Genomic DNA, 26,577 nt, shown 5'->3' on the forward strand with positions numbered 1-26,577 from the left:
CGTCTGTCGCGAGGTGGCGTATATTACGCTTTCCTCCTTCAGAGTCAACCTCTTTTTCAGAAGTTTTTCTCCGGCGGCTCAGTTTCCTGAACCTCTCAACACCGCATTCCGTAAGCCGTTGTGCCGTGTCAGTGGAGGCGCATTATAGGGATCCGAATAAATTGCACAACCCTTTTTTTGGATCTTTTTTCTGACTGTCGAGAAAACATTCATATTGGTTAGATCGCCAACGATCCGGGGCAAAATCCCCTTGCCAGCAGGTCAGAATCACAGCAGGCTGCCGGTAAACTCAGTAAAGGAGAATACAATGACTGTAGCATTACGCCCTTATAAACATCTTTTCCCGCAGTTGGGTCTGCGCGTCATGGTTGATTCCACAAGCGTGGTGGTGGGCGACGTCATTATCGAAGATGATGTAGGTATCTGGCCTTTAGTGGCTATTCGTGGTGATGTGAATCAGGTTCGCATCGGTGCCCGTACCAATATTCAGGATGGCAGCGTACTTCATGTAACCCATAAGTCTGATGCCAATCCAGCAGGTTTCCCACTGGTTATCGGTCAGGATGTTACCGTTGGGCATAAGGCGATGCTGCATGGCTGCACCATCGGTAATCGCGTGCTGGTTGGGATGGGTTCAATCGTGCTGGATGGCGTGATTGTTGAAGATGATGTTCTGATTGGTGCCGGGAGTCTGGTCCCGCCGGGTAAGAGACTGGAAAGCGGTTATCTTTATGTAGGCAGCCCGGTAAAACAAATTCGACCGCTGAATGAAAAAGAAATTGAAGGATTGCTCTACTCTGCCCGCAACTATGTTAGCTGGAAGAACGACTATCTGGCAGGCGACAGCCAGACCCATCCTTCATTATCTACCTGATCGTTACGGATACAGTCTTCAGCCACATCTTCCAGATCCCAGCGATGGTCACGAAACAGGGCCATCGCGTCACCCTCCCCGAACTGCTGGTGTAACGCATCCACGCTGATAGCACAGGTCAGTCCCATGCCATTAACCAAAACGGGAAAACAAACAGCCTTTAATGTGACATCCAGCGTTTCACGGTCTGGAAACTGGATAGCCTGATTCATGACTGTATCTCGGCTTTTAAGGACGCAATGACAGGCGCAATCTCCGGCATGATGCCATGCCACAGATGAAAGGTATGCGCGGCCTGCCCCACCAGCATGCCTAACCCATCAGCCAGATGAGATGAACCCTGCTGGTGACACCAGCGCAAAAAAGCGGTCAATCCATTCTGGTAGAACATGTCATAACAGCGTAAATCCGCATGAATTAATGAAGACGATAACGGTGGCACATCGCCATTGATGCCGCTCGACGTTGCGTTAATCAGCAAATCAAAATGTTTACCTTCAAGCTCCTCAAAAGAAAGGGCACTCACCGCCCCACGATGCGCAAACGTCTTTGCCATGCTCTGGGCATTAGCAGCCGTACGGTTTACCACCGTAATTGACGTGCCCAGCGAAAGCAGAGGAAGGATGACGCCACGCGCCGCACCTCCCGCCCCCACCAGCAAAATATGATCGCCAGGTTTGATCATCGACAGACGCTGCAGATCGCTGACTAAACCGATGCCATCCGTATTATCGCCAAGAATCTGACCATCCTGGCATTTCTTCAACGTGTTGACGGCACCAGAGAGAGAGGCACGTTCGGTGAGCTGGTCTGCATATTCCCAGGCCTGTTGTTTAAAAGGTAACGTGATATTGGCGCCTGCCCCACCCTGAGAGAAAAAAGTGGTGATAGCCTGGGGAAAGGCATCGACAGGCGCTTCAATACGATCGTATTGAAGCGTAATACCCGTTTGCCTGGCAAAGGCCTGATGAATTTGCGGGGATTTGCTGTGGCTGATCGGATGTCCGAAAACTGCAAAATATGCCATCTGCTAGCCCTGCCGTATCTGGTTGCCGCTAATCACGTCACGGATCTCAGAAGGGTTTAGCCTTCCTCCCGTCTCTCCATTGAGTACGGGAAACGCAGCACCAAACTGCAGTTTAACCTCTTCTACTGAACGGCAAGGTGGCTGACCAGAAAGATTCGCGCTGGTTGAAACCAGAGGTTTACCAAACGCCCGGCACAACGCCTGAACGTCAGGATGGTCGCTGACGCGAATAGCCAGGGAATCAAACTGTCCGGTTAACCAACGTGGCGTTTGCGGTGCTGCTGGCACAACAAAGGTGACCGGGCCTGGCCAGCAGGCAAACATACGTTCACGCTGCATCGCCGTTAAGACATGATCGGAGACGTAGGGCATAAGCTGGCCGTAATCGGCCGCTATCAGAATCAACCCTTTTTCCACTGGGCGTCTTTTCAATGCCAGTAGTGCCATCACTGCCGATTCATCGTCGGGGTCGCAGCCCAGGCCGAATACCGCTTCAGTGGGATAAGCAATCACGGCATGTTGCTTCAGATGGTTCACACAATCCTGTAGTGAGCCGGAAACTGGTTGATTTTGCATGGTTATGTCTTACGTCTCTTCAGTGATAGCTTTGCCACAACTTTTACTGGCGCAAAAAAGCCGGGTGCCCTGCGCCGTCTTTTTTTCAACTAAAAGCGGAAATTCACAATGCGGACAGCGTCCAGCGACTGGCGTCAGATTAACGGCAAACTGGCAGGCTGGATAGCGGTCACAGGAATGGAAGGTTTTGCCAAAACGCGATCGCCGCTGTACCAGTTTACCTTGCTGACACTGCGGGCAGTCGATGGTTGTCTCATCAGGTTTATCGATCGTTTCCGTGTAATCACACGCTGGATAGTCGCTACAGCCAATAAACATGCCAAAACGGCCCTGACGTAACACTTTATCAGCACCACATTGCGGGCAAGCATGACCTTCCAGAACTTTTACTACATGTCCGTCAGCCTGGTTTCCCAGGGGCCGGATGTAGTCGCAGGCAGGGTAGTTTGCACAGCCCAAAAAAGGGCCGTGTTTTCCTGAACGTATAACAAGTTCTGCCCCGCAAGCGGGGCAGGGGTCCTGTTTACGCGCAGTAAAGAGTGCGGTTTTACTCATAACGATAATGCATCAGTGAAAATTTAATGCAGCATACCTTCGTTGACGTCGAATAACAGTTCTTCCATTTGTTGATAGGCGTTTTCACATCCTGGGATGTTAAACAACACCATCAACACCACCCATTTAAGATCCTCAAGATCGAAATCAAGAGTATCAAGCGCCATGACACGTTCAATGACCATTTCTCGTGTTTCCAGACTCAAGACCTGGATTTGCTCCAGGAAAAGCAGGAAACCGCGGCTTTCGGCATCTAAACGCTTGCTCTCTTCATCTGTATAGATGCGCATGGAGAGCGGATCATTTGCCAGTAAAATTGGGGCGACCAGACCTTCCTGGTAGTCTGCCAATTTTTCTAACCAGTTCAACGCGTTATAGATATCTTCGCGATGAAAACCGGCATCCGTCAAGTCATCTGTCAATCTGTCCTGATCAACACCCATTTCTGCTTCGTTGTGGATATAGGTCTCAAACAAGTACATGAGTACGTCGAACATGGCATGCCCTCCTCAATCGGACATAGCCGCCGGGTACAGCTGCGATCCATCCTGCTAACTCCAGTTCCAGCAATTGAGCTGTAATAACTGGCACAGGTTGGCCGGCACGTTCAGCGACAACGTCAACAGGTGTAACCTCATCACCTACGTTAGCCAACAGCTCGGCAAATGGCAATGGAGCATCGTCACTGGCATCAGAATAAATTTCGTCTGATTGTGTAACAGGTAACCAGTTAAGCATAGCGCGTAAATCTTCAATGATGTTATTAGGATGTGCCACCAGCATCGCGCCCTGTTGAATCAGCCAGTTTGTTCCCTCACTGCCGCTGTTTCCTAATGCGCCGGGCAAGGCATAAACCGCGCGATTTTGCTCTAATGCATAACGGGCTGTGACTAATGAACCACTCTTTAATGACGCTTCTATGACTAAAACGCCCTGGCTCAGCCCACTGATAATACGGTTTCTGCGTGGAAAACGATGTGCCAGCGGTACGGCATCCAGCGGAAACTCAGATACCACGGCGCCGCCCTGCCCGACAATCTCCTGCGCCAATGCACCATGCTTTTTGGGATACAGATGCTCCAGTCCGCTGCCCAGCACCGCAACGGTTTTCCCCTGAACCGTCAGCGCGGCGCGATGCGCAACGCCATCGATGCCAAGCGCCAGGCCGCTGGTGATAGTAAAGCCACTTAGCGACAACTGTTGAGTAAACCAGTCACACCAGTAGCGGCCAGAGTGGGAACATTGACGGCTGCCGACCACCGCTAACTGCGGTGCCCCCAACACGGCGGGGTCGCCTTTCACATACAGCAGCGGAGGAAAACAGGCCGTTTCAGCCAGTTGAGCGGGATAAAGCGGATCAAGTGCGGTAATCAGATGGTGCAACGGGCTCGTTGCCAGCCACGTCTTAACTGTCGCCAGCCAACGGGGGGAGATATGATGGTAATAGTGGCGTTGTGAAGCCTCAAACCCGTTCAGAGCTAACACATCATTAACATCTTTGTCTTCAGACAGTTGCTGTGCCGCGCTTAACCAGCGCCTGCCCGTTATGCCCGGAATGGCGGCCAGCCGCAGTAACTGCTCCCTTTTTTGCATCTTTACAGCCTCCTGATAACCGTTGCTTCCCTCCGCAGAATGCTGTCAATCAGGTGCTAAAAAGTCTACAATATGGGGCAGTAATCTTTCCCTTTTAGAATATATATCTGGATATTTATGTCAGTTTTACAGGTATTACATTTTCCTGACGAGCGCCTGCGCAAAATTGCCGCGCCTGTTAAAGAAGTTAACGCGGACGTTCAGCGTATCGTTGATGATATGTTCGAAACCATGTATTCCGAAGAAGGTATCGGCCTGGCTGCCACGCAGGTGGACATTCACCAGCGCATCATTGTGATTGATGTATCAGAGAACCGCGATGAGCGTCTGGTATTAATTAATCCTGAGCTTCTGGAAAAAAGCGGTGAAACAGGTATTGAAGAAGGCTGCCTGTCCATTCCTGAGCAACGCGCTTTTGTGCCACGTGCTGAGCGGGTAAAAGTCCGTGCGTTAGATCGTGACGGTAAAAGTTTCGAACTTGAAACCGGTGATCTGCTGGCTATCTGTATTCAACACGAAATCGACCATCTCGATGGCAAACTGTTTATTGATTATCTTTCGCCTTTAAAGCGTCAGCGCATCAAAACTAAGTTAGAAAAACTGGCGCGACAAAACGCCCAGGCTTCCTGAGATCTGAAAAAGGGATAAACGTGTCTGCTCCGCTTAAAATTATTTTTGCTGGCACGCCAGACTTTGCAGCGCGTCACCTTGACGCGCTGCTTGCTTCTGAGCATCAGGTGGTTGGCGTCTTTACCCAACCGGATCGTCCCGCAGGTCGCGGCAATAAGTTGACCGCCGGCCCGGTTAAATCCTTAGCCCTGGCCCAAAACATTCCGGTATTTCAACCCAAATCCTTGCGCCCTGCAGAAAACCAACAGCTGATTGCAGATTTGCAGGCTGATGTAATGGTGGTGGTCGCTTATGGGCTCATTCTGCCAAAAGCCGTGCTTGATATGCCCCGACTGGGCTGTATCAACGTACACGGTTCCCTGCTGCCACGCTGGCGTGGCGCCGCGCCCATTCAGCGCGCGCTCTGGGCGGGTGACAGTGAAACCGGTGTGACCATCATGCAGATGGATGTTGGGCTGGATACCGGTGATATGCTGTTGAAACTGGCCTGTCCAATTAGCGCGGAAGATACCAGTGCCACGCTTTATGACAAGCTGGCAGATCTGGGCCCGGCAGGACTGCTGACAACCTTAGCTCAGTTACGTGATGGTCAAGCGCAGGCCATTCAGCAAGACGAAAGCCAGGCCAACTATGCGGAGAAGCTCAGTAAAGAGGAAGCGCGCCTTAACTGGACGCTGTCGGCCAAACAGCTGGAACGCTGCATCCGTGCCTTCAATCCCTGGCCGATAAGCTTTTTTATGGTGAATGATCAGCCGGTTAAAGTCTGGCAAGCCTGCGTCTTACCTCATGTGAACAAACAGCCAGGAGAGATTATCCAGGCTGACAAACAAGGCATTCAAATTGCCACTGCCGACGGCGTGCTGAATTTGCTTCAGCTTCAACCCGCCGGTAAAAAACCGATGTCGGCACAGGATCTGCTTAACTCGCGCCGAGAATGGTTTGAAGCCGGCACTCTTCTGGACTGACCCTCAGGCCCGGCAAAAACCGGGCCTTTTGCTTGATGGCACTATCTTATGACTAAACCAACCAATCTTCGTAGCCTGTCTGCTCAACTGATCGAGCGCGTTGTCGATAAAGGCGAGTCCCTGAATACCGTCTTGCCTGCGGCACAGAAAAAGCTCTCAGACAAAGATGCCGCGCTGGTCCAGGAGATCTGCTTTGGTGTGTTGCGCACCTTACCGCAGCTGGAAGCGCTTATCGGCAAATTGATGGAACGCCCGTTAACGGGTAAGCAGCGTACACTGCACTTCCTGATTATGGTGGGCTTATATCAGCTGCTCTATACACGTGTACCTGCTCATGCGGCATTAGATGAGACAGTTGCCGGTGCTGAAGTGCTGAAACGAGCAAACCTGAAAGGGTTAATTAATGGCGTATTACGTCAGTTCCAGCGTCGTCAGGAAGAACTGCTTGCCAGTATTCAGGATGGCCCACAGCGTCACCTGCATCCGGGCTGGTTACTGAACCGGCTTCAACAGGCCTGGCCAGCGCACTGGCAGCAAATTGTTGAGGCGAACAACCAGCGTCCGCCAATGTGGTTAAGGGTTAACCGTCAGCACCATTCGCGTGACAGCTGGCTGGCCTTGCTGACGGCGGATGAAAGGAACGCAGCTGTTGCTGACGATGTGCCTGAAGCCTTGCGTCTTGAATCGCCGGCATCCGTTAATGTGTTACCCGGCTTTGAGCAAGGCTGGATTACGGTACAGGATCTCTCCGCCCAGCGTTGTGCGCTTCTGCTTGAGCCCAAAAACGGTGAGCAAATTCTGGATCTCTGCGCGGCGCCGGGAGGTAAAACGACCCATATCCTCGAAATCGCCCCTGAGGCGCAGGTGCTTGCTGTCGATGTTGATGCCCAGCGCCTGAAACGCGTGCATGAAAATCTGGGCCGTCTTGGTATGACCGCAGAAGTGAAACAGGGGGATGGACGTACCCCGCAGCAATGGTGTGACCAACGTCAGTTTGATCGCATACTGCTGGATGCGCCCTGCTCAGCAACCGGCGTTATCCGCCGTCATCCTGATATCAAATGGTTACGTCGCGATCGTGATATTACTGAGCTGGCAGCCTTACAGCGTGAAATTCTGGATGCGACATGGCCACTGCTTAAACCGGGCGGTACGATGATCTATGCAACCTGCTCTGTGCTGCCAGATGAGAATCAGCAGCAAATCAGCGACTTTGTACAGCGCCACGCGGATGCTCAGGCTGTGTCGCTGTCTGGTGCTCCCCTTAATGGCTGGCAGGTCTTTCCTGAAGCAGAAGGCGGAGACGGTTTTTTCTACGCTAAGCTTGTGAAGCTCGCGAGTCCACACTGAGAAGGCATTGAAAAGCGATGAAAATCATAATTCTTGGTGCCGGTCAGGTCGGCGGTACCCTGGCTGAAAACCTGGTTGGCGAAAACAACGACATTACCGTTGTCGATACGGACTCCACGCGTTTACGCCAACTGCAGGATAAGTTTGATTTACGCGTTGTACAGGGTCATGGTTCTCATCCGCGTATTTTACGCGAAGCCGGTGCAGAAGATGCCGATATGCTGGTCGCCGTCACCAGTTCTGATGAAACCAATATGATTGCCTGTCAGATCGCCTATTCGCTTTTCAATACACCGAATCGCATTGCCCGTATTCGTGCGGCAGACTATTTGCGTGATGCCGATAAGCTTTTTATCCCCGAGGCCGTGCCCATTGATCATTTGATTTCGCCTGAGCAACTGGTTATCGACAATATTTATCGTCTGATTCAGTACCCCGGTGCGCTGCAGGTGGTCAACTTTGCCGAAGGCAAGGTCAGTCTGGCCGTTGTAAAAGCCTATTACGGTGGCCCGCTCGTGGGTAATCCGCTGTCGATTCTGCGCGACCACATGCCGCATATTGATACGCGGGTTGCGGCGATCTTTCGACAGGATCGTCCTATCCGTCCGCAAGGCTCGACCATTATTGAGGCCGGCGATGAAGTCTTTTTCATTGCCGCCAGCCAACATATTCGCGCGGTAATGAGCGAAATGCAGCGTCTGGAAAAACCCTATAAGCGCATCATGTTAGTGGGCGGCGGGAATATTGGATTTGGTCTGGCACAGCAACTCGAAAAAAATTACAGCGTAAAACTCATTGAGCGCAATCCGCAGCGCGCTGCCGAGCTGGCTGAACAGTTGCACGATACTGTGGTGTTCTATGGCGATGCGTCCGATCAGGAATTGCTGGCAGAAGAACACATTGAGCAGGTCGATTTATTTATCGCCGTTACCAATGATGACGAAGCCAATATTATGTCCGCCATGCTGGCGAAAAAAATGGGTGCCAAGAAAGCGATGGTACTGATTCAACGACGGGCTTATGTTGATCTGGTTCAGGGCAGCGTTATCGATATTGCCATCTCGCCACAGCAGGCGACGATCTCGGCATTGCTGGGACATGTACGTAAAGCGGATATTGTTGGCGTCTCGTCATTACGTCGTGGTATCGCCGAAGCCATCGAGGCGATTGCGCATGGTGATGAAACTACGTCAAGAGTTGTGGGCCGTTCCATTGATGATATCAAGCTGCCACCGGGCACAATTATTGGCGCAGTGGTCCGGGGGGATGATGTGATGATAGCGAATGACAATTTGCGCATCGAACAGGGCGACCACGTGGTGATGTTTTTAACCGATAAGAAATTTGTACCGGACGTCGAGCGCCTGTTCCAGCCAAGTCCGTTCTTCCTGTAATAAAAGGTCGCGCGTTGTCTGGCATAATCCGGCTAATTGCTCGCAGCGATGGCAAATATGGCAAGCTTTGTTAAACTTTATGGCATTGGCTAAGGCAAGGAGAGAAGTATGAGTTTATTCAAAGAGTTTCGTGATTTTGCGATGCGCGGCAATGTTGTTGATCTGGCCGTGGGTGTCATTATTGGTGCGGCATTTGGTAAAATTGTTTCATCATTAGTGGCAAATATCATCATGCCACCGCTGGGCTTATTGATCGGCGGCGTGGATTTCAAATCATTCGGCTGGGTACTTAAACCTGCTGTGGGTGATGCGCCAGCGGTTGTAATGCAATACGGCATTTTTCTGCAGACCGTTTTCGACTTTATCATCGTTGCGTTTGCCATTTTCATGGCGATTAAACTGATGAATAAACTCTACCAGAAAAAAGAAGTCGAAAAGCCTGCGCCGAAACCCTCTAATGAGGAAGTTCTGTTAACGGAAATTCGTGACTTGCTCAAACAGCAGAATACAAAAATCTAAAACGTTAAAGCCGCAGACATTGCGGCTTTTTTGTCATTAAAAGCAGAAGGGCAGTGATAAGTCCTGCACTTATCACTGCCCTCCCATCCCCGACCTTTTGCATGTTTCTCTTTACGTTTAAAGCTGCCTTTCCCTTTTTGGTTCTGTTCAACACGCTGTCTAAATAAAGGGTCGTGCAGTAGTGCCTCAATCGCATTATCACGTATTTGCCCTTTGGTATGACGATAACGGGACATATCTCCTCCATCAGTTTAGGTGACCCGAAGATCCAACTGCGCGAAACCTTGCCGCAGTGAATGAAATTATACTCGCCTTGACGCCAGATAAAAATAGCCGCTATTCAACCGTGAGCTTATGGGTAATGGCCGGACCGTATTCGCCCTCAAGGAACGCTGTGCTCATGCCCGCCTGAAGCAGTTTCACGGTCAGGTGCTGCAATTTGCGCGCATGCATTTCTGCTGCAGGATCGCCCGGGTCCAGTTGGCGTAAAAGATCGTTTACTTCCAGCGCTTCACGACGTAATTCAAGCTCAGGGGGAAGAAACCCCGCATTCTTGAGTAAACGATAGCCCGCGCGTAATTCAGGTGGAACATGGCTGTCATCGTCCAGCACTAATGGCGCACCTTCTCCGGCAAGATTGCTGAGTTCGCCTTTCTCCTGCGCCGCTTTAATATGTTGTTCAGCCAGCTGATCGATTAACCACATTGTTAGCCTCCTATGTCACACCACAAGCGTAGCAGAGGGCAAATAGCAGGCAATAAAAAACCCGCCGAAGCGGGTTTTTCACGTTGCAACAGATTACTCTGCTGCAGCCTCTGCTTGAGCTTCTGGACGATCAACCAGCTCGATGTATGCCATCGGAGCGTTGTCACCAGCGCGGAAGCCACACTTCAGAATGCGAGTGTAACCACCTGCACGGCTCGCGAAACGCGGGCCTAACTCATTAAACAGTTTTGCCACGATCTCGTTATCACGAGTGCGGGCGAATGCCAGACGACGATTAGCTACGCTGTCGGTCTTGGCAAGAGTAATCAGTGGCTCAACTACGCGGCGCAACTCTTTGGCTTTCGGCAGAGTCGTCTTGATGATCTCATGACGAACCAGAGAGCCAGCCATGTTGCGGAACATAGCCTGACGATGGCTGCTGTTGCGGTTCAGTTGACGACCACTCTTACGATGGCGCATGACCTTATCCTTCTCAGTGAAACCTTAACCTGTGATCGGGTTATTCATCAGCAATGCTTGCCGGTGGCCAGTTTTCCAGGCGCATGCCCAGAGACAGACCACGTGAGGCCAGCACATCTTTAATCTCGGTAAGAGATTTTTTACCAAGGTTAGGCGTTTTAAGCAGCTCAACCTCGGTACGCTGTACCAGATCACCGATGTAGTGGATAGCTTCTGCCTTAAGGCAGTTAGCAGAGCGGACAGTCAATTCCAGATCGTCAACAGGGCGCAGCAGGATCGGATCGAATTCTGGTTTCTCTTCTTTCACTTCCGGCTGACGTACATCACGTAAGTCAACGAAAGCTTCCAGTTGTTCTGCCAGGATGGTTGCCGCACGACGAATCGCCTCTTCAGGATCGATTGTGCCGTTGGTTTCCATTTCGATGACCAGCTTGTCCAGGTCGGTGCGCTGCTCTACACGCGCTGCTTCAACATTGTAGGCGATACGGTCTACAGGGCTGTAGCAAGCGTCAACTAACAGACGGCCGATCGGGCGCTCATCTTCTTCCGAATGAATTCGGGCAGAAGCCGGCACATAACCACGACCACGCTGAACTTTGATACGCATACTAATAGATGCGTTGTCATCGGTCAGATGGCAGATCACATGCTGCGGCTTGACGATTTCGACATCACCATCATGGGTAATGTCGGCTGCAGTCACAGGGCCAATGCCAGATTTATTCAAGGTAAGAATAACTTCATCTTTGCCCTGAACTCTTACCGCCAAACCTTTAAGGTTGAGCAGGATTTCCAGGATATCTTCCTGTACACCCTCTTTGGTGCTGTACTCGTGCAGTACACCATCAATTTCAACCTCGGTCACCGCGCAACCCGGCATTGATGAAAGCAGAATACGGCGCAGCGCGTTACCAAGAGTATGGCCAAAGCCACGCTCTAAAGGCTCAAGGGTCACCTTGGCGTGCGTCGAACTCACTTGCTCGATATCTACCAGGCGCGGTTTTAGAAACTCTGTCACAGAACCCTGCATTGTGTCCTCTCTTTGGTACTAAGCTTTACTTGGAGTAAAGCTCGACGATCAGGTGTTCGTTAATGTCCGCAGACAGATCGGTACGTTCAGGAATACGTTTGAACACACCTTCCATCTTAGTTGCATCAACTTCCAGCCAGGTTGGCTTTTCACGCTGCTCAGCCAGCTCCAGAGCGGCCTTCACGCGAGATTGCTTTTTGGCTTTCTCACGGATGCTAACGACATCATTCGGAGATACCTGATAAGAAGCGATGTTAACAACGCGACCATTGACCAGAACAGACTTATGGCTCACCAACTGACGTGCTTCCGCACGCGTGGCACCAAAGCCCATACGATAAACGACGTTGTCCAGACGACCTTCCAGCAGAGCCAACAGGTTTTCACCGGTGTTGCCTTTCAGACGTGCTGCTTCTTTGTAATAGTTACGGAACTGACGCTCAAGAACACCGTACATACGACGAACTTTTTGCTTTTCACGTAACTGGCCGCCGTAGTCAGACAGACGTGGCTTACGCGCACCGTGCTGACCAGGAGCTTGTTCAATTTTACACTTGGAATCAATCGCGCGAACGCCAGACTTAAGGAATAAGTCAGTGCCCTCACGACGGCTCAGCTTGAGCTTAGGACCCAAATATCTTGCCATTTTCTTTCTCCAACTATCCTAAAAAACGGGGCGTTATACGCGACGTTTTTTCGGCGGACGACAACCGTTATGAGGGATCGGAGTCACATCAGTAATATTCGTGATGCGGAAACCAGCGGCGTTCAGTGCACGAATTGTTGATTCGCGACCCGGACCCGGACCCTTAACCATAACTTCCAGGTTCTTAATACCGTAATCTTTTACCGCTTCTGCACAGCGCTCTGCAGCGACCTGAGCAGCAAACGGAGTGGATTTACGTGAACCGCGGAAACCGGAACCACCGGCGGTTGCCCAACCCAGTGCGTTACCCTGACGATCAGTAATGGTAACGATTGTGTTGTTAAAAGAAGCATGGACATGAGCCACGCCATCTGAGACTTGTTTTCTTACACGCTTACGTGCACGAACTGGTGCCTTTGCCATTATTTACTCACCCCGATTATTTCTTGATCGGTTTACGCGGACCCTTACGGGTACGTGCGTTGGTCTTAGTACGCTGACCGCGAACCGGAAGACCACGACGATGGCGCAAACCACGGTAGCAACCAAGGTCCATAAGACGCTTGATGCTCAGGGTGATTTCACGGCGCAGATCACCTTCTACAACGAATTTAGCAACTGCATCACGCAGCTGATCAATTTGTTCTTCAGACAGCTCACTGATCTTAACATTTTCAGCAATACCCGTTGAAGCGCAGATGGCTTTTGAGCGAGTCTTACCAATACCGAAGATCGAAGTTAATGCGATAACGGTATGTTTCTGATCAGGAATGTTAATGCCTGCTATACGGGCCACTATGCACTCCTACTATTTAATATGTACGTACCATGCCGAAAAGCCCGTTTTCAGGATACTCAAATGGAAACGTACAGACATACAAAAGATTGGCTGGCTAATCTAGCCAGCTCAACCCGACTTTGCAAGAAAAATATGTGAAAATCAGCCTTGGCGCTGTTTATGCTTTGGCTCGGCGCTACAGATCACACGAACGACACCGTCGCGACGAATGATTTTGCAGTTACGACATAATTTCTTGACGGAAGCACGAACTTTCATTTTTACTCTCCGTAACTTCTCAACCACCTGAATTAACGGCCGTAGCCCTTCAGGTTAGCTTTCTTCAATGCAGACTCGTACTGACTTGACATCATCAGAGTTTGCACTTGAGCCATAAAGTCCATGATGACGACCACTACGATGAGCAGTGATGTACCGCCAAAGTAGAAAGGAACTTTCATCGCATCACGCATGAACTCCGGGATAAGGCAGATAAACGTAATATACAGGGCACCGATTAAGGTTAACCGCGTCATTACTTTATCAATATACTTCGCCGTTTGCTCTCCCGGACGAATTCCCGGTACGAATGCACCAGACTTCTTCAGGTTATCTGCTGTTTCACGCGGGTTGAAAACCAACGCCGTGTAGAAGAAACAGAAGAAGATGATAGCAGTCGCATAGAGTAGCACATAAAGCGGCTGTCCTGGCTGCAAATACATCGAAATTGTTGTCAGCCAGTTCCAACCGGTACCGCCCCCGAACCACGATGCAATCGTTGCCGGGAACAGAATAATGCTGGAAGCGAAGATTGCCGGGATAACCCCTGCCATATTCACTTTCAACGGTAAATGTGTGCTCTGTGCAGCGTATACACGGCGACCTTGTTGACGTTTCGCATAGTTCACCACAATGCGGCGTTGACCACGCTCAACGAAAATAACAAAGAAGGTCACTGCAAATACGAGAACTGCAACCAACAGCAACAGAAGGAAGTGCAGGTCACCTTGCCGCGCTTGCTCGATGGTATGGCCAATGGCCGGCGGGAGACCCGCAACAATACCTGCGAAGATAATGATCGAAATACCGTTACCGATACCACGTTCAGTAATCTGTTCGCCCAGCCACATAAGGAACATTGTCCCGGTAACCAGACTCACAACAGCGGTAAAATAGAATGCAAAGCCTGGATTCATCACCAGGCCCTGCATACCAGGCATATTCGGTAAACCGGTAGCAATACCGATTGACTGGAATACGGCCAATACCAACGTACCGTAACGGGTGTACTGGCTAATCTTACGACGGCCAGCCTCCCCTTCTTTCTTGATTTCAGCTAACGCAGGATGAACTACCGTTAACAGCTGGATAATAATCGATGCCGAAATGTACGGCATGATACCCAGAGCAAAAATAGAAGCACGGCTGAGAGCACCACCAGAGAACATGTTAAACATTTCAATGATGGTGCCACGCTGTTGCTCAAGCAGTTTGGCAAGTACAGTGGCATCAATACCAGGGATCGGAATGAAAGAGCCAATACGGAAGACAATCAGTGCACCGATAACAAACAGAAGTCTGCGTTTCAGTTCACCAAAGCCACCTTTGGCACTTTGAAAATCTAATCCCGGTTGTTTAGCCATCTGCTACTTATTCCTCGATTTTACCGCCAGCAGCTTCGATTGCAGCACGCGCACCTTTGGTGACACGTAAGCCGCGAACCGTTACCGGTGCAGAAACTTCACCAGAAAGAATAACTTTAACGTATTCAATCTGAACACCGACAATGTTGGCTGCTTTCAGCGCGTTCAGGTCGACGATACCGCCTTCAACTTTCGCCAGATCAGACAGACGAATCTCTGTGGTGATCATTGCTTTGCGAGAGGTGAAACCGAACTTCGGCAGACGACGGTACAGAGGCATCTGACCACCTTCGAAACCGCGACGTACGCCACCGCCAGAACGTGAGTTCTGACCTTTGTGACCACGACCACCGGTTTTTCCGAGGCCAGAACCAATACCACGACCCAGACGCTTGCTAGCGTGCTTAGACCCTTCGGCCGGAGACAGAGTATTTAAACGCATCTCTTACTCCTCCACTTTAACCATGTAGGAAACCGCGTTGACCATGCCGCGTACAGCTGGCGTATCTTCACGCTCTACGGTATGACCAATACGACGCAGACCCAGGCCAACCAGAGTGGCTTTATGCTTAGGCAAGCGGCCGATTGAACTACGGGTTTGGGTGATTTTAATAGTGTTAGCCATCGTGATTACCCCAGAATTTCTTCAACGGATTTACCACGCTTAGCAGCGACCATTTCCGGAGACTTCATATTGCCCAGACCGTCAATAGTTGCACGAACCACGTTAATCGGGTTAGTAGAACCATAGGCTTTTGCCAGAACGTTATGTACTCCAGCGACTTCCAGAACGGCGCGCATTGCACCACCGGCGATGATACCGGTACCTTCTGAAGCCGGCTGCATGAACACACGGGACCCAGTGTGCGCACCTTTAACAGGGTGCTGCAGGGTGCCGTTGATCAGCGCGACATTTACCATGTTGCGACGGGCTTTCTCCATCGCTTTCTGGATCGCTGCTGGAACTTCGCGCGCTTTACCGTAACCAAAACCAACGCGGCCGTTACCATCACCCACTACAGTCAGTGCGGTGAAGGAGAAAATACGACCACCTTTTACAGTTTTAGAAACACGGTTTACCGCGATCAGTTTTTCCTGCAGTTCGCCAGCTTGTTTCTCGATGTGTGCCATCTTAGACCTCTACCTTAGAACTGAAGGCCAGCTTCACGGGCAGCATCTGCCAGTGCCTGGACGCGACCATGATATTGGAAACCGGAACGGTCGAAAGAAACACCAGTGATGCCTTTTTCGATTGCGCGTTCTGCAATAGCTTTACCTACAGCAGCTGCGGCTTCTTTATTACCGGTAAACTTCAGTTGTTCAGTGATAGCTTTTTCTACAGTAGAAGCAGCAACCAGAACTTCGGAACCGTTCGGGGCGATTACCTGTGCGTAAATGTGACGCGGGGTACGATGTACCACCAGGCGAGTAGCACCCAGCTCTTTGAGCTTGCGACGTGCACGGGTCGCACGACGGATACGAGCAGATTTCTTATCCATAGTGTTACCTTACTTCTTCTTAGCCTCTTTGGTACGCACGACTTCGTCGGCGTAACGGACACCCTTGCCTTTATAAGGCTCAGGACGACGGTAGGCGCGCAAGTCAGCTGCAACCTGGCCGATCACCTGCTTATCAGCGCCTTTCAGCACGATTTCAGTCTGAGTCGGACACTCTGCAGTGATACCCGCGGGCAGCTGGTGATCAACTGGATGAGAAAAGCCCAGAGACAGGTTAACTACGTTGCCTTTTACGGCAGCACGATAACCAACACCAACCAGCTGCAGCTTCTTAGTGAAGCCTTCGGTAACACCGATAACCATCGAGTTCAGCAGCGCGCGAGATGTACCCGCCTGCGCCCAGCCGTCAACATAACCTTCGCGCGGGGCGAAAGTCAGAGCGTTGTCAGCATGCTTAACTTCAACAGCATCATTGATAGTACGAGTCAGCTCGCCGTTTTTACCTTTAATCGAAATTACCTGACCGTTGAGTTTTACCTCTACGCCGGCAGGAACAACGACAGGTGCTTTAGCAACACGAGACATAGTATCCTCCGATTACGCTACGTAGCAGATAATTTCGCCACCAAGACCTGCCTGGCGCGCTGCACGATCAGTCATGACACCTTTCGATGTAGAAATTACAGCGATACCCATACCAGCCATTACCTTTGGCAGCTCATCTTTTTTCTTATAGATGCGCAGGCCGGGACGGCTTACTCGCTGAATGCTTTCTACAACAGCTTTACCCTGGAAATACTTAAGAGTCAGTTCCAGTTCCAGCTTGATGTCGCCTTCGATTTTAAAATCTTCAATAAAGCCTTCTTCCTTCAGCACGTTGGCAATTGCCAATTTCAGCTTGGAGGAGGGCATGGTGACCGCAACTTTGTTCGCGGCCTGACCGTTACGGATACGGGTCAGCATATCCGCGATCGGATCTTGCATGCTCATCTGTGTTACTCCCGTGATTCAATTGGTGACAATTACCAGCTAGCCTTTTTCAGACCCGGGATTTCACCGCGCATTGCGGCTTCACGGACCTTGATACGGCTCAACCCAAACTTCCGCAGGAAACCGTGCGGACGACCTGTTTGACGGCAGCGATTACGCTGACGTGAAGGGCTGGAATCACGCGGCAGACTCTGCAGCTTGAGAACGGCATCCCAACGGTCTTCGTCGGAAGCGTTCACATCAGAAATGATCGCTTTCAGTTCAGCGCGTTTTGCGAAGAATTTGTCTGCTAATTTCACACGCTTAACTTCGCGTGCTTTCATAGATTGCTTAGCCATTAAGTAACCCTACCTTACTTACGGAACGGGAAGTCAAAGGCAGCCAGCAGAGCACGGCCTTCATCATCAGATTTCGCAGTAGTGGTAATGGTAATATCCAAACCACGAACGCGATCGACTTTGTCATAGTCGATTTCTGGGAAGATGATCTGCTCACGTACACCCATGCTGTAGTTGCCACGACCATCGAATGACTTAGCGGACAAGCCACGGAAGTCACGGATACGCGGTACAGCAATGGTGATCAGACGCTCAAAGAACTCCCACATGCGTTCGCCACGCAGAGTTACTTTACAGCCGATCGGATAGCCCTGACGGATTTTGAAGCCTGCAACTGATTTGCGTGCTTTGGTGATCAACGGTTTTTGACCGGAGATTGCTGCCAGGTCAGCTGCTGCGTTATCCAGCAGTTTCTTGTCAGCGATCGCTTCACCAACACCCATGTTCAGGGTGATCTTCTCGACCCGAGGGACTTGCATGACAGAATTGTAGCCGAACTCACTCATGAGTTTCTGGACTACCTCGTCTTTGTAGTAATCATGCAGTTTCGCCATCGTACTACTCCAAATTACTTGATAGTTTCGCTATTAGACTTGAAGAAACGGACTTTTTTGCCGTCTTCGAATCTAAAGCCTACACGGTCAGCCTTACCGGTTGCCGCATTGAAGAGTGCAACGTTAGAAACCTGAATTGCAGCTTCTTTTTCAACGATGCCGCCTGGTTGGTTCAGAGCCGGGACAGGCTTCTGATGTTTCTTAACCAGGTTGATACCTTCAACGATGACCTTGCCAGAAGACAGGACGTTCTTAACTTTACCGCGCTTACCTTTATCTTTACCGGTTAACACGATAACTTCGTCGTTACGACGGATTTTAGCTGCCATTGTTAGCTCCTTAGAGTACTTCTGGTGCCAGAGAGATAATTTTCATGAACTTTTCAGTACGAAGTTCACGAGTTACCGGCCCAAAAATACGCGTACCGATAGGCTGCTCACTGTTATTGTTTAAAATAACGCATGCATTACCATCGAAGCGAATGACAGAACCGTCCGGGCGACGAACACCCTTCCTGGTGCGCACCACTACCGCCTTCAGGACATCACCTTTTTTAACTTTACCACGTGGAATTGCTTCCTTGATGGTAACTTTAATGATGTCGCCGACGCCTGCGTAGCGACGGTGCGAGCCACCCAGAACCTTGATACACATTACGCGACGTGCACCGGAGTTGTCGGCGACGTTCAGCATAGTCTGTTCTTGGATCATTTCAGTGCTCCGCTAATGTCAACTACTACTTCGGGACCCAGACCTCAGGTCGTTTGAAAGCCCCATAATTGAGGGCGCGGCATTATAACACCGGTTCTCGCAGATGGGTAGAAAAAATGAACGGCTCATCCGAGCCGTTCATTCGATTTTTAAAGAGGGCAGATTCTATTACAGAATTGCTTTCTCTACAACGCGAACAAGTGTCCAGGACTTAGTCTTAGACAGTGGACGGCATTCGCGGATTTCTACCACGTCACCGATTCCACATTCGTTGTTCTCGTCATGGATGTGCAGCTTAGTCGTACGCTTAATGAATTTTCCATAAATTGGATGCTTCACGAAACGCTCGATAGCAACAACCGCAGATTTCTGCATTTTGTCACTAACGACACGACCCTGCAGAGTACGGATTTTATCGGTCATTACGAACCCGCCTTCTCAGTCAGTAAAGTCTTAACGCGCGCAACATCACGGCGAACCTGCTTCAGCAGATGAGACTGCTGCAGTTGGCCAGATGCTGCCTGCATGCGCAGGTTAAATTGCTCACGCAGCAGATTAAGCAGCTCAGTGTTCAGCTCTTCAACGCTTTTTTCACGCAGCTCTGTTGCTTTCATTACATCACCGTCTTAGTTACAAAGGTGGTTTTGATAGGCAGTTTTGCTGCTGCCAGCTTGAATGCTTCACGGGCCAGCTCTTCTGGTACGCCGTCCATTTCATACAGGACTTTACCAGGCTGGATCAGGGCAACCCAATACTCGACGTTACCCTTACCTTTACCCATACGCACTTCCAGCGGCTTCTCGGTGATCGGTTTGTCCGGGAATACACGGATCCAGATCTTACCTTGACGCTTAACTGCACGGGTCATAGCACGACGTGCTGCTTCGATCTGACGGGCAGTCAGACGACCACGGCCAACAGCTTTCAGACCGAAAGTCCCGAAGCTAACATCCGTACCCTGCGCCAGACCACGGTTGCGGCCTTTATGCACTTTACGGAATTTTGTACGCTTTGGTTGTAACATAGCGACTCTCCTTACTTACGGCCTTTACGCTGCTGCTTTTTAGGTTGAGCAGCCGGTTCCGGTTGTTCAACAGCAGCCATACCACCCAGGATCTCGCCTTTGAAGATCCATACCTTAACGCCGATTACACCATAAGTGGTGTGCGCTTCAGAGGTGTTGTAGTCAATGTCAGCACGCAGAGTGTGCAACGGCACGCGACCTTCACGATACCATTCGGTACGTGCGATCTCGGCGCCGCCCAGACGGCCGCTAACTTCAACTTTAATACCCTTCGCGCCCAGACGCATGGCGTTCTGAACCGCACGCTTCATAGCACGACGGAACATCACACGACGCTCCAGCTGTGAAGTGATGCTGTCAGCAACCAGTTTCGCGTCCAGTTCCGGTTTACGGACTTCGGCGATATTAATCTGTGCAGGAACGCCAGCGATTTTCGCTACGACCGTGCGCAGTTTTTCAACGTCTTCACCTTTCTTACCGATCACGATGCCAGGACGAGCAGTGTGAATAGTCACACGGATGCTCTTAGCCGGACGCTCGATAACGATACGAGATACAGACGCCTTCGCCAGTTCCTTAGTCAGGTACTGACGTACTTTAAAGTCGCTGTCCAGGTTGTCAGCGAATTCTTTGGTGTTCGCAAACCAGGTAGAGTTCCATGGTTTTACAATACCCAGGCGAATACCATTAGGATGTACTTTCTGACCCATTGCTAGTCTCCAGAGTCTCAGCGATCGGACACAACCACAGTAATGTGGCTGGTGCGCTTCAGGATGCGATCTGCACGACCTTTTGCACGAGGCATAATGCGCTTCATGCTTGGGCCTTCGTCGACGAAAATTTTCGCGACTTTGAGATCGTCGATATCAGCGCCATCGTTGTGTTCAGCGTTAGCAATGGCAGATTCCAGAACTTTCTTGACCAGTACAGCCGCTTTCTTGTTGGTGTAGGTCAAAATGTCCAGTGCCTGCGACACTTTCTTACCGCGGATCAGGTCAGCAACAAGGCGAACCTTCTGAGCAGAAGAACGAGCGTGGCGATGTTGAGCTAAAGTTTCCATCTCTTCCTCCTACTTATTTCTTCTTGGCTTTTTTATCAGCCGCGTGACCGCGATAAGTACGTGTCGGCGCGAATTCACCCAGTTTGTGACCAACCATTTCGTCGGAAACAAAGACAGGAACGTGCTGACGACCATTATGGACAGCGATGGTCAAACCGATCATGTTAGGAAAGATCGTTGAACGACGGGACCAAGTGCGCAAAGGCTTCTTGTCACCGCTTTCCACCGCTTTCTCTACCTTCTTCAGCAAGTGCAGGTCAATAAAAGGACCTTTCTTGAGAGAACGTGGCATGGCTTATCCTCTAATATTATTTGCTACGGCGACGTACGATAAACTTATCGGTACGCTTGTTGCTACGGGTCTTCTTACCTTTGGTCTGAACGCCCCACGGGGTTACCGGGTGCTTACCAAAGTTACGACCTTCACCACCACCGTGCGGGTGATCTACTGGGTTCATCGCGGTACCACGAACGGTCGGACGAACACCACGCCAACGGGTTGCACCGGCTTTACCCAGAACGCGCAGCATATGCTCAGCGTTACCGACTTCGCCCAGAGTTGCGCGACAGTCAGCTTCGACTTTACGCATTTCACCTGAACGCAGACGCAGGGTTACGTAGGAACCATCACGCGCAACGATCTGCACGTAAGCACCGGCTGAGCGAGCAATCTGACCGCCTTTGCCTGGTTTCATTTCTACGTTGTGAACGGTAGAACCCACCGGGATGTTACGCATCGGCAGTGTGTTACCTGCTTTGATCGCAGCATCAACGCCAGATTGGATCTGGTCGCCGGCTTTCAGGCCTTTAGGGGCCAGGATGTAACGGCGTTCGCCGTCTTTGTACAGAACCAGTGCGATATTCGCAGAGCGGTTCGGATCGTACTCAAGACGTTCAACGGTTGCCGGGATACCATCTTTGTTGCGTTTGAAATCAACCAGACGGTAAGCCTGCTTATGACCACCACCGATGTGACGGGTAGTGATGCGACCGTTGTTGTTGCGGCCACCGGATTTGCTGTTCTTTTCCAGCAATGGAGCAAACGGCTTGCCCTTGTGCAACTCTGGGTTCACCACTTTAACGACGTGGCGACGACCCGGAGATGTCGGTTTACATTTAACAACTGCCATTGTCTTTCTCCTCCGACTTACTCAGCGCCGCCGACGAAGTCCAGATTCTGGCCTTCCTTCAGGGTGACGTAAGCTTTTTTCCAGTCGCTACGACGACCGATACGCTGTCCGTGACGCTTAACTTTACCTTTAACTACCAGGGTGTTTACGTCTTTAACTTCTACTTCGAACAGCTTCTCAACAGCAGCAACGATCTCTGCTTTAGTCGCGTCTTTAGCTACTTTGAGTACGATGGTGTTGGTTTTTTCCATCGCGCTAGATGCCTTTTCAGATACGTGCGGCGCGCGCAGTACTTTCAGCAGACGTTCTTCACGGATCATGCCAGCATCTCCTCAACTTGCTTAACTGCATCAGCAGTCATAACGACTTTGTCGAAGGCGATCAGGCTAACTGGGTCGATACCCGCTGCATCACGCACGTCAACCTTGTACAGGTTACGCGCAGCCAGGAACAGATTCTCATCCAGTTCACCGGTGATGATCAGCACGTCTTCCAGCGCCATGTCTTTCAGCTTCTGTGCCAGCAACTTGGTTTTCGGTGCTTCGACAGAGAACTGCTCGACGACGATCAGACGGTCTTGACGTACCAGTTCGGACAGGATGCTTTTCAGCGCGCCGCGGTACATCTTTTTATTAACTTTTTGACTGTGGTCTTGTGGCTTCGCAGCGAAGGTTACGCCACCTGAACGCCAGATTGGGCTCTTTACAGAACCTGCTCGCGCACGGCCGGTACCCTTCTGACGCCAAGGCTTTTTGCCTGAACCAGTGACTTCGGCGCGAGTTTTCTGCGCACGACTACCCTGGCGGGCGCCTGATGCGTAAGCAACAACAACCTGGTGAACCAGCGCTTCGTTGAAATCACGACCGAAGGTAGTTTCGGAAACAGTCAGCGCGCTCTGCGCGTCTTTCAATACTAATTCCATTGCTATCCCCTTACGCCTTCACAGCTGGTTTAACGATCAGGTCGCTACCGGTAGCACCGGGAACTGCACCTTTAACCAGCAGCAGGTTGCGCTCAGCGTCAACACGTACTACGTCCAGGCTCTGAACCGTTACGCGCTCATTACCCAGCTGACCTGCCATTTTCTTGCCTTTGAACACTTTGCCCGGAGTCTGGTTCTGACCGATAGAACCCGGAACGCGGTGAGACAAGGAGTTACCGTGGGTCGCGTCCTGGGTACGGAAGTTCCAGCGCTTAACGGTACCTGCGAAACCTTTACCTTTAGAGGTGCCAGTTACGTCTACTTTTTTAACGTCAGCGAAAATTTCAACGCTGATGCTCTGACCTACGGCATACTCATCACCTTCAACGGTGCGGAATTCCCACAGGCCACGGCCGGCTTCAACGCCAGCTTTAGCAAAATGACCAGCTTCAGGTTTGGTCACACGGTTTGCTTTTTTAGCACCGGTGGTAACCTGAATTGCCTGGTAACCATCGTTTTCCAGGCCTTTGACCTGAGTAACGCGGTTCGCTTCAACTTCGATTACGGTTACTGGGATAGAAACGCCATCTTCAGTGAAGATGCGGGTCATTCCCACTTTTTTACCGACTAAACCAATCATTGTTTCAACCTCTCAATCGCTCGATGACCTGATTAACCCAGGCTGATCTGCACGTCAACACCGGCAGCCAGGTCCAGACGCATCAGAGCATCAACGGTTTTTTCAGTTGGCTCAACGATGTCTACCAGACGCTTGTGAGTGCGAATTTCGTACTGATCACGCGCATCTTTGTTAACGTGCGGAGAGATCAGAACGGTAAAGCGCTCTTTGCGGGTTGGCAGCGGGATCGGACCACGTACCTGCGCACCAGTGCGCTTGGCAGTCTCGACGATTTCCGCGGTTGATTGATCGATCAGACGATGATCAAACGCTTTAAGACGGATACGGATTCTTTGGTTCGACATGAGACCAAGGCTCCAAACATTTTATAGACGAAAAAAATTACTACTCGAGCCCATTACGATTGATGGGAGAGTGTAATCGTTCAGCATATAACTCCACAGTTGGGAGTATTGTCAGACGGCCCAAAATTCTGCCGTCTGCGATTCAGCTCGAATCGCGCCCACCAATATCGGTAGGCCCGCGCATTATACGTATATTTGCTCAGGAAGCAACCCATGTTGCGTTTTTGCCCGTGAAAAGTGCAATCGGGTTGTTTGCGAAAGCCAGCACAAGATGATGAAGAGTAAATGCAAAACTGTAATTTCTCTGTGAGAGACCTTCCGCGTTGCTGATCTTGCCCATGACGGCGAATCAGCCTTCAGTCAGGCTGTAGCGACATTTCCGGTCTCTTCGAGGTGACAAGCGGTGCTCATCATCCTGTTTACTGTTACGGCGCTCGGTGCCGCACTCGGCAGCTTTCTTGCGTTGGCCTGCCAGCGCTATCATCCGGCCATATCGCCAGACGACTGGTTCACTTCCCTCTGGACGCCGCCCTCGCATTGTACGCACTGCCAGGCTCCAGTCTTATGGCGAGACAGAATCCCGGTGATAAGCTGGCTGCGCCTGCACGGCCGCTGTCGGTTTTGCCGACGTCCTGTCGGCCTGCTCCCGCTGCTGTTTGAGTTAACGGGCGCCCTGCTCTGCCTGTTACTGGCTAGGTTGTTCAGTGACCACCTTATCGTGGCCGCTTTTATTCTGACGGCCTCCTGCCTGTTATTGTTACTTGCAGCCATCGACCTGCGTCATCTCTTGCTACCGGACGTGCTGACAGGCGCGTTACTTTGGCTGGGACTCGCACGCTTCTTTTTCTATAAGCCAGTCACTGTATCTGCGGCTGTGGGTGGCGCAATTGCAGGTTATGGCTCGCTGTGGCTGCTTGCCTGGCTATATCGTCAGATAAAGAATCAGGCGGGATTAGGCTACGGGGATATTAAACTTTTTGCCGCGCTGGGCACATGGTGCGGTTGGCAGGCCCTACCCTGGATTGCGCTGGTTGCCAGCCTGACGGCTCTGCTTGCCTTTATCGCACTGGTCGTCATCAACAGGACGCTGTCTGTAAACAGCCCGCTTCCCTTTGGTCCATTCCTGGCCGTCGCGGGCTGGGGAGTGATAGTGATTCAAAGCCTCACTCGTCTCTGATTTGCGCCTGAAGGTAGTTTTGAATGCCCATTTTATTGATCAGCTCCAGCTCGGTCTCGATCCAGTCAATATGATGCTCTTCGTCTGCCAGGATTTGGATCATCATATCCCGACTCACGTAGTCATGAATTTTGTCGGCATACGCGATAGCTTCACGCAGATCTTTTGCACCTTCGAGTTCAAGATTGAGATCGGACTGCAACATCTCTTCCACATCCTCACCAACCCTGAGCCGTCCCAGATCCTGCAGATTCGGGATGCCTTCAAGAAACAGGATACGTTCAATGTATTTGTCCGCATGCTTCATTTCATCGATGGACTCATGGTACTCAACATCATTAAGACGCATCAGCCCCCAGTTTTTGAACATCCGTGCGTGGAGAAAATACTGATTGATCGCAACCAGTTCATTCCCCAACAGTTTATTGAGATGACTTATGATTTTCGCATCGCCCTTCATTTCACGTCCTCCGCTCATGTTTATTTGAGCGTAGATGCGGTTAAAAAGAAGTCAAAAAAACGCGATGAAAATTGTGGGTATTATCATGTCCGATGACGAAAGCCTTCAGGCTATCTCTTTATACTGCGGAACCTGCTGCATCTCATCGTCCATGATTTCACGGGCAACACGAATGCATTTACCGCATTGCTTTCCTACTGGCACGATTTGGCGCAGTTGCTGAATAGATTTTGGCTGATAGCGGCGCACGACTTCACGGAGGGTTTTATCACTGATGGCATTACACAGACAGACGTACATTTATTCATCACTCAGTCTATTTCGTGCACACAGTGTAAATGCGAATCGTTTTTATTTCAAACCTACCCTTTGTAAGGGAAAACGCGTTTTGAACGATTTAAAGCAAAAAAAAAAGAGCACCGAAGTGCTCTTTTTATTTTGCCGTGACCGCGTAAGCAGTCACATCAGATATCACAATTAAGCGATAACTTTAGCAACAACGCCCGCGCCAACGGTACGGCCGCCTTCGCGGATTGCGAAGCGCAGACCTTCGTCCATTGCGATTGGGTGAATCAGGGTAACAACCATTTTGATGTTGTCGCCCGGCATGACCATCTCAACGCCTTCTGGCAGCTCTACTGAACCGGTCACGTCTGTGGTACGGAAGTAGAACTGTGGACGGTAGCCCTTGAAGAACGGAGTATGGCGGCCACCTTCGTCTTTAGACAGAACGTAGACTTCTGACTCAAACTTGGTGTGTGGCTTGATTGAGCCCGGCTTAGCCAGTACCTGACCACGCTGGATGTCTTCACGCTTGATACCGCGCAGCAGAACACCACAGTTTTCGCCTGCCTGACCCTGGTCCAGCAGTTTGCGGAACATTTCAACGCCGGTACAGGTTGATTTCGCTGTATCTTTGATACCCACGATTTCAACTTCGTCGCCGACTTTAACGATGCCGCGCTCTACACGACCGGTCACAACGGTACCACGACCAGAGATTGA

General features: G+C 50.8%; 46 protein-coding genes. 7 read left to right on the forward strand and 39 right to left on the reverse strand.

Annotated features, from left to right (window positions below; genetic code table 11):
- Positions 1 to 307 precede the first annotated feature (307 nt).
- On the forward strand, positions 308 to 874 hold the full coding sequence (locus tag FBY13_RS22725) for a gamma carbonic anhydrase family protein (protein ID WP_063877448.1): 567 nt from the start codon (positions 308 to 310) through the stop codon (positions 872 to 874).
- Here FBY13_RS22725 and FBY13_RS22730 read toward each other — a convergent pair.
- From FBY13_RS22730 to dprA, 6 genes are read right to left on the reverse strand one after another with little or no spacing between them, the layout of a single operon-like run.
- The gene (locus FBY13_RS22730; RefSeq protein ID WP_145395234.1) at positions 829 to 1,086 is read right to left on the reverse strand and encodes a DUF1488 domain-containing protein; all 258 of its coding nucleotides are present in this window, start codon (positions 1,084 to 1,086) and stop codon (positions 829 to 831) included. The two genes, FBY13_RS22725 and FBY13_RS22730, sit on opposite strands and share 46 nt — an antisense overlap.
- A complete protein-coding gene (aroE, locus tag FBY13_RS22735) occupies positions 1,083 to 1,901 on the reverse strand; it encodes a shikimate dehydrogenase (protein ID WP_145395235.1) in 819 nt (272 codons plus the stop codon). Before aroE ends, FBY13_RS22730 begins: the two co-directional genes overlap by 4 nt.
- A gap of 3 nt (positions 1,902 to 1,904) precedes the next feature.
- Positions 1,905 to 2,477, reverse strand: a complete 573-nt coding sequence (gene tsaC / locus FBY13_RS22740) for an L-threonylcarbamoyladenylate synthase type 1 TsaC (protein WP_063877451.1) — start codon at positions 2,475 to 2,477, stop codon at positions 1,905 to 1,907.
- A gap of 9 nt (positions 2,478 to 2,486) precedes the next feature.
- Positions 2,487 to 3,032 (reverse strand): type I DNA topoisomerase, encoded by a 546-nt coding sequence (locus FBY13_RS22745; RefSeq protein WP_096012591.1) that lies wholly within the window; start codon positions 3,030 to 3,032, stop codon positions 2,487 to 2,489.
- 23 nt (positions 3,033 to 3,055) lie between these two features.
- Positions 3,056 to 3,529 carry a DUF494 family protein Smg gene (smg, locus tag FBY13_RS22750; protein WP_013027451.1) on the reverse strand — a complete coding sequence of 158 codons (474 nt, stop codon included), beginning with the start codon at positions 3,527 to 3,529 and terminating at the stop codon, positions 3,056 to 3,058.
- Positions 3,501 to 4,625 carry a DNA-protecting protein DprA gene (gene dprA / locus FBY13_RS22755; protein WP_145395236.1) on the reverse strand — a complete coding sequence of 375 codons (1,125 nt, stop codon included), beginning with the start codon at positions 4,623 to 4,625 and terminating at the stop codon, positions 3,501 to 3,503. Before dprA ends, smg begins: the two co-directional genes overlap by 29 nt.
- A gap of 117 nt (positions 4,626 to 4,742) precedes the next feature.
- Between dprA and def the strand changes: the two genes are divergently transcribed.
- The 5 genes from def (at position 4,743) to mscL (ending at position 9,483) form a co-directional block, all read left to right on the forward strand.
- Complete coding sequence (gene def / locus FBY13_RS22760) at positions 4,743 to 5,255, forward strand: peptide deformylase (RefSeq protein WP_063877454.1); 513 nt, start codon at positions 4,743 to 4,745, stop codon at positions 5,253 to 5,255.
- 20 nt (positions 5,256 to 5,275) lie between these two features.
- Positions 5,276 to 6,220 (forward strand): methionyl-tRNA formyltransferase, encoded by a 945-nt coding sequence (fmt, locus tag FBY13_RS22765; protein ID WP_096012593.1) that lies wholly within the window; start codon positions 5,276 to 5,278, stop codon positions 6,218 to 6,220.
- Positions 6,221 to 6,268: 48 nt separating this feature from the next.
- Positions 6,269 to 7,570, forward strand: coding sequence for a 16S rRNA (cytosine(967)-C(5))-methyltransferase RsmB (gene rsmB, locus FBY13_RS22770; RefSeq protein WP_145395237.1), 1,302 nt, complete (start codon positions 6,269 to 6,271; stop codon positions 7,568 to 7,570).
- A gap of 17 nt (positions 7,571 to 7,587) precedes the next feature.
- Positions 7,588 to 8,964 (forward strand): Trk system potassium transporter TrkA, encoded by a 1,377-nt coding sequence (gene trkA / locus FBY13_RS22775; RefSeq protein WP_063877457.1) that lies wholly within the window; start codon positions 7,588 to 7,590, stop codon positions 8,962 to 8,964.
- A 108-nt stretch (positions 8,965 to 9,072) separates the two neighbouring features.
- Positions 9,073 to 9,483 carry a large-conductance mechanosensitive channel protein MscL gene (gene mscL, locus FBY13_RS22780; protein ID WP_063877458.1) on the forward strand — a complete coding sequence of 137 codons (411 nt, stop codon included), beginning with the start codon at positions 9,073 to 9,075 and terminating at the stop codon, positions 9,481 to 9,483.
- On the opposite strand, the gene FBY13_RS22785 is transcribed toward mscL, so the two are convergent.
- The 30 genes from FBY13_RS22785 to rpsJ form a co-directional block, all read right to left on the reverse strand.
- The gene (locus FBY13_RS22785; protein ID WP_063877459.1) at positions 9,480 to 9,719 is read right to left on the reverse strand and encodes an alternative ribosome-rescue factor A; all 240 of its coding nucleotides are present in this window, start codon (positions 9,717 to 9,719) and stop codon (positions 9,480 to 9,482) included. The two genes, mscL and FBY13_RS22785, sit on opposite strands and share 4 nt — an antisense overlap.
- 100 nt (positions 9,720 to 9,819) lie before the next feature.
- Entirely contained in the window at positions 9,820 to 10,188 is a 369-nt protein-coding gene (locus tag FBY13_RS22790; protein ID WP_145395238.1) for a DUF1992 domain-containing protein, read from the reverse strand.
- 93 nt (positions 10,189 to 10,281) lie between these two features.
- Positions 10,282 to 10,668: a 50S ribosomal protein L17 gene (rplQ, locus tag FBY13_RS22795; RefSeq protein WP_003850180.1), complete on the reverse strand. Its 387-nt coding sequence runs from the start codon at positions 10,666 to 10,668 to the stop codon at positions 10,282 to 10,284.
- A 40-nt stretch (positions 10,669 to 10,708) separates the two neighbouring features.
- Complete coding sequence (gene rpoA / locus FBY13_RS22800) at positions 10,709 to 11,698, reverse strand: DNA-directed RNA polymerase subunit alpha (RefSeq protein WP_033741519.1); 990 nt, start codon at positions 11,696 to 11,698, stop codon at positions 10,709 to 10,711.
- Positions 11,699 to 11,723: 25 nt separating this feature from the next.
- Positions 11,724 to 12,344, reverse strand: a complete 621-nt coding sequence (gene rpsD / locus FBY13_RS22805; RefSeq protein WP_063877461.1) for a 30S ribosomal protein S4 — start codon at positions 12,342 to 12,344, stop codon at positions 11,724 to 11,726.
- A 33-nt stretch (positions 12,345 to 12,377) separates the two neighbouring features.
- Positions 12,378 to 12,767 carry a 30S ribosomal protein S11 gene (rpsK, locus tag FBY13_RS22810; protein WP_004160563.1) on the reverse strand — a complete coding sequence of 130 codons (390 nt, stop codon included), beginning with the start codon at positions 12,765 to 12,767 and terminating at the stop codon, positions 12,378 to 12,380.
- Between the two features lie 16 nt (positions 12,768 to 12,783).
- Complete coding sequence (gene rpsM, locus FBY13_RS22815) at positions 12,784 to 13,140, reverse strand: 30S ribosomal protein S13 (RefSeq protein ID WP_003850176.1); 357 nt, start codon at positions 13,138 to 13,140, stop codon at positions 12,784 to 12,786.
- A gap of 144 nt (positions 13,141 to 13,284) precedes the next feature.
- Entirely contained in the window at positions 13,285 to 13,401 is a 117-nt protein-coding gene (gene rpmJ, locus FBY13_RS22820; RefSeq protein ID WP_004160566.1) for a 50S ribosomal protein L36, read from the reverse strand.
- Between the two features lie 32 nt (positions 13,402 to 13,433).
- Positions 13,434 to 14,765: a preprotein translocase subunit SecY gene (secY, locus tag FBY13_RS22825; RefSeq protein WP_063877462.1), complete on the reverse strand. Its 1,332-nt coding sequence runs from the start codon at positions 14,763 to 14,765 to the stop codon at positions 13,434 to 13,436.
- Positions 14,766 to 14,772: 7 nt separating this feature from the next.
- Positions 14,773 to 15,207 carry a 50S ribosomal protein L15 gene (rplO, locus tag FBY13_RS22830; protein ID WP_063877463.1) on the reverse strand — a complete coding sequence of 145 codons (435 nt, stop codon included), beginning with the start codon at positions 15,205 to 15,207 and terminating at the stop codon, positions 14,773 to 14,775.
- A 3-nt stretch (positions 15,208 to 15,210) separates the two neighbouring features.
- Entirely contained in the window at positions 15,211 to 15,390 is a 180-nt protein-coding gene (gene rpmD, locus FBY13_RS22835; protein ID WP_013027462.1) for a 50S ribosomal protein L30, read from the reverse strand.
- Positions 15,391 to 15,395: 5 nt separating this feature from the next.
- Positions 15,396 to 15,896 carry a 30S ribosomal protein S5 gene (gene rpsE, locus FBY13_RS22840; protein WP_006120595.1) on the reverse strand — a complete coding sequence of 167 codons (501 nt, stop codon included), beginning with the start codon at positions 15,894 to 15,896 and terminating at the stop codon, positions 15,396 to 15,398.
- Between the two features lie 14 nt (positions 15,897 to 15,910).
- Positions 15,911 to 16,264: a 50S ribosomal protein L18 gene (rplR, locus tag FBY13_RS22845; protein WP_013027463.1), complete on the reverse strand. Its 354-nt coding sequence runs from the start codon at positions 16,262 to 16,264 to the stop codon at positions 15,911 to 15,913.
- A gap of 9 nt (positions 16,265 to 16,273) precedes the next feature.
- A complete protein-coding gene (rplF, locus tag FBY13_RS22850; protein WP_063877464.1) occupies positions 16,274 to 16,807 on the reverse strand; it encodes a 50S ribosomal protein L6 in 534 nt (177 codons plus the stop codon).
- 12 nt (positions 16,808 to 16,819) lie between these two features.
- Complete coding sequence (rpsH, locus tag FBY13_RS22855; protein WP_013027465.1) at positions 16,820 to 17,212, reverse strand: 30S ribosomal protein S8; 393 nt, start codon at positions 17,210 to 17,212, stop codon at positions 16,820 to 16,822.
- A gap of 32 nt (positions 17,213 to 17,244) precedes the next feature.
- On the reverse strand, positions 17,245 to 17,550 hold the full coding sequence (rpsN, locus tag FBY13_RS22860) for a 30S ribosomal protein S14 (RefSeq protein ID WP_006120592.1): 306 nt from the start codon (positions 17,548 to 17,550) through the stop codon (positions 17,245 to 17,247).
- Positions 17,551 to 17,564: 14 nt separating this feature from the next.
- Positions 17,565 to 18,104, reverse strand: coding sequence for a 50S ribosomal protein L5 (gene rplE, locus FBY13_RS22865; RefSeq protein WP_006120591.1), 540 nt, complete (start codon positions 18,102 to 18,104; stop codon positions 17,565 to 17,567).
- A 14-nt stretch (positions 18,105 to 18,118) separates the two neighbouring features.
- Complete coding sequence (gene rplX / locus FBY13_RS22870; protein ID WP_003850150.1) at positions 18,119 to 18,433, reverse strand: 50S ribosomal protein L24; 315 nt, start codon at positions 18,431 to 18,433, stop codon at positions 18,119 to 18,121.
- 10 nt (positions 18,434 to 18,443) lie between these two features.
- Entirely contained in the window at positions 18,444 to 18,815 is a 372-nt protein-coding gene (gene rplN, locus FBY13_RS22875) for a 50S ribosomal protein L14 (RefSeq protein WP_006120590.1), read from the reverse strand.
- Between the two features lie 168 nt (positions 18,816 to 18,983).
- Entirely contained in the window at positions 18,984 to 19,238 is a 255-nt protein-coding gene (gene rpsQ / locus FBY13_RS22880; protein WP_006120589.1) for a 30S ribosomal protein S17, read from the reverse strand.
- The gene (gene rpmC, locus FBY13_RS22885) at positions 19,238 to 19,429 is read right to left on the reverse strand and encodes a 50S ribosomal protein L29 (protein ID WP_006120588.1); all 192 of its coding nucleotides are present in this window, start codon (positions 19,427 to 19,429) and stop codon (positions 19,238 to 19,240) included. Before rpmC ends, rpsQ begins: the two co-directional genes overlap by 1 nt.
- Positions 19,429 to 19,839 carry a 50S ribosomal protein L16 gene (gene rplP / locus FBY13_RS22890; RefSeq protein ID WP_002438716.1) on the reverse strand — a complete coding sequence of 137 codons (411 nt, stop codon included), beginning with the start codon at positions 19,837 to 19,839 and terminating at the stop codon, positions 19,429 to 19,431. The genes rpmC and rplP overlap by 1 nt, the downstream gene beginning before the upstream one ends.
- A gap of 11 nt (positions 19,840 to 19,850) precedes the next feature.
- Positions 19,851 to 20,549 (reverse strand): 30S ribosomal protein S3, encoded by a 699-nt coding sequence (gene rpsC / locus FBY13_RS22895; protein ID WP_006120587.1) that lies wholly within the window; start codon positions 20,547 to 20,549, stop codon positions 19,851 to 19,853.
- A 17-nt stretch (positions 20,550 to 20,566) separates the two neighbouring features.
- Positions 20,567 to 20,899, reverse strand: coding sequence for a 50S ribosomal protein L22 (rplV, locus tag FBY13_RS22900; protein ID WP_002919773.1), 333 nt, complete (start codon positions 20,897 to 20,899; stop codon positions 20,567 to 20,569).
- 13 nt (positions 20,900 to 20,912) lie between these two features.
- Complete coding sequence (gene rpsS, locus FBY13_RS22905) at positions 20,913 to 21,191, reverse strand: 30S ribosomal protein S19 (RefSeq protein WP_001138115.1); 279 nt, start codon at positions 21,189 to 21,191, stop codon at positions 20,913 to 20,915.
- Between the two features lie 16 nt (positions 21,192 to 21,207).
- Positions 21,208 to 22,029 carry a 50S ribosomal protein L2 gene (rplB, locus tag FBY13_RS22910; protein WP_063877465.1) on the reverse strand — a complete coding sequence of 274 codons (822 nt, stop codon included), beginning with the start codon at positions 22,027 to 22,029 and terminating at the stop codon, positions 21,208 to 21,210.
- 17 nt (positions 22,030 to 22,046) lie between these two features.
- Positions 22,047 to 22,349: a 50S ribosomal protein L23 gene (gene rplW / locus FBY13_RS22915; RefSeq protein ID WP_006120585.1), complete on the reverse strand. Its 303-nt coding sequence runs from the start codon at positions 22,347 to 22,349 to the stop codon at positions 22,047 to 22,049.
- Positions 22,346 to 22,951: a 50S ribosomal protein L4 gene (gene rplD, locus FBY13_RS22920; RefSeq protein ID WP_063877466.1), complete on the reverse strand. Its 606-nt coding sequence runs from the start codon at positions 22,949 to 22,951 to the stop codon at positions 22,346 to 22,348. Before rplD ends, rplW begins: the two co-directional genes overlap by 4 nt.
- A gap of 10 nt (positions 22,952 to 22,961) precedes the next feature.
- The gene (rplC, locus tag FBY13_RS22925) at positions 22,962 to 23,591 is read right to left on the reverse strand and encodes a 50S ribosomal protein L3 (protein WP_013027467.1); all 630 of its coding nucleotides are present in this window, start codon (positions 23,589 to 23,591) and stop codon (positions 22,962 to 22,964) included.
- Positions 23,592 to 23,623: 32 nt separating this feature from the next.
- Complete coding sequence (rpsJ, locus tag FBY13_RS22930; RefSeq protein WP_006120582.1) at positions 23,624 to 23,935, reverse strand: 30S ribosomal protein S10; 312 nt, start codon at positions 23,933 to 23,935, stop codon at positions 23,624 to 23,626.
- Between the two features lie 403 nt (positions 23,936 to 24,338).
- On the opposite strand from rpsJ, the gene FBY13_RS22935 reads away from it, so the two are divergent.
- Positions 24,339 to 25,112: an A24 family peptidase gene (locus tag FBY13_RS22935; protein ID WP_145395239.1), complete on the forward strand. Its 774-nt coding sequence runs from the start codon at positions 24,339 to 24,341 to the stop codon at positions 25,110 to 25,112.
- Here the strand turns inward: FBY13_RS22935 and bfr are convergent.
- The 3 genes from bfr to FBY13_RS22950 all read right to left on the reverse strand — a co-directional run.
- A complete protein-coding gene (bfr, locus tag FBY13_RS22940) occupies positions 25,099 to 25,572 on the reverse strand; it encodes a bacterioferritin (RefSeq protein WP_063877468.1) in 474 nt (157 codons plus the stop codon). The two genes, FBY13_RS22935 and bfr, sit on opposite strands and share 14 nt — an antisense overlap.
- 105 nt (positions 25,573 to 25,677) lie before the next feature.
- Positions 25,678 to 25,872, reverse strand: coding sequence for a bacterioferritin-associated ferredoxin (gene bfd, locus FBY13_RS22945; protein WP_063877469.1), 195 nt, complete (start codon positions 25,870 to 25,872; stop codon positions 25,678 to 25,680).
- A gap of 177 nt (positions 25,873 to 26,049) precedes the next feature.
- On the reverse strand, positions 26,050 to 26,577 hold a 528-nt coding region (locus FBY13_RS22950), incomplete at its 5' end, for an EF-Tu/IF-2/RF-3 family GTPase (RefSeq protein WP_254922538.1).

Source organism: Pantoea sp. SJZ147, assembly GCF_007828605.1.
In the GTDB taxonomy this organism is placed as follows: domain Bacteria; phylum Pseudomonadota; class Gammaproteobacteria; order Enterobacterales; family Enterobacteriaceae; genus Pantoea; species Pantoea allii.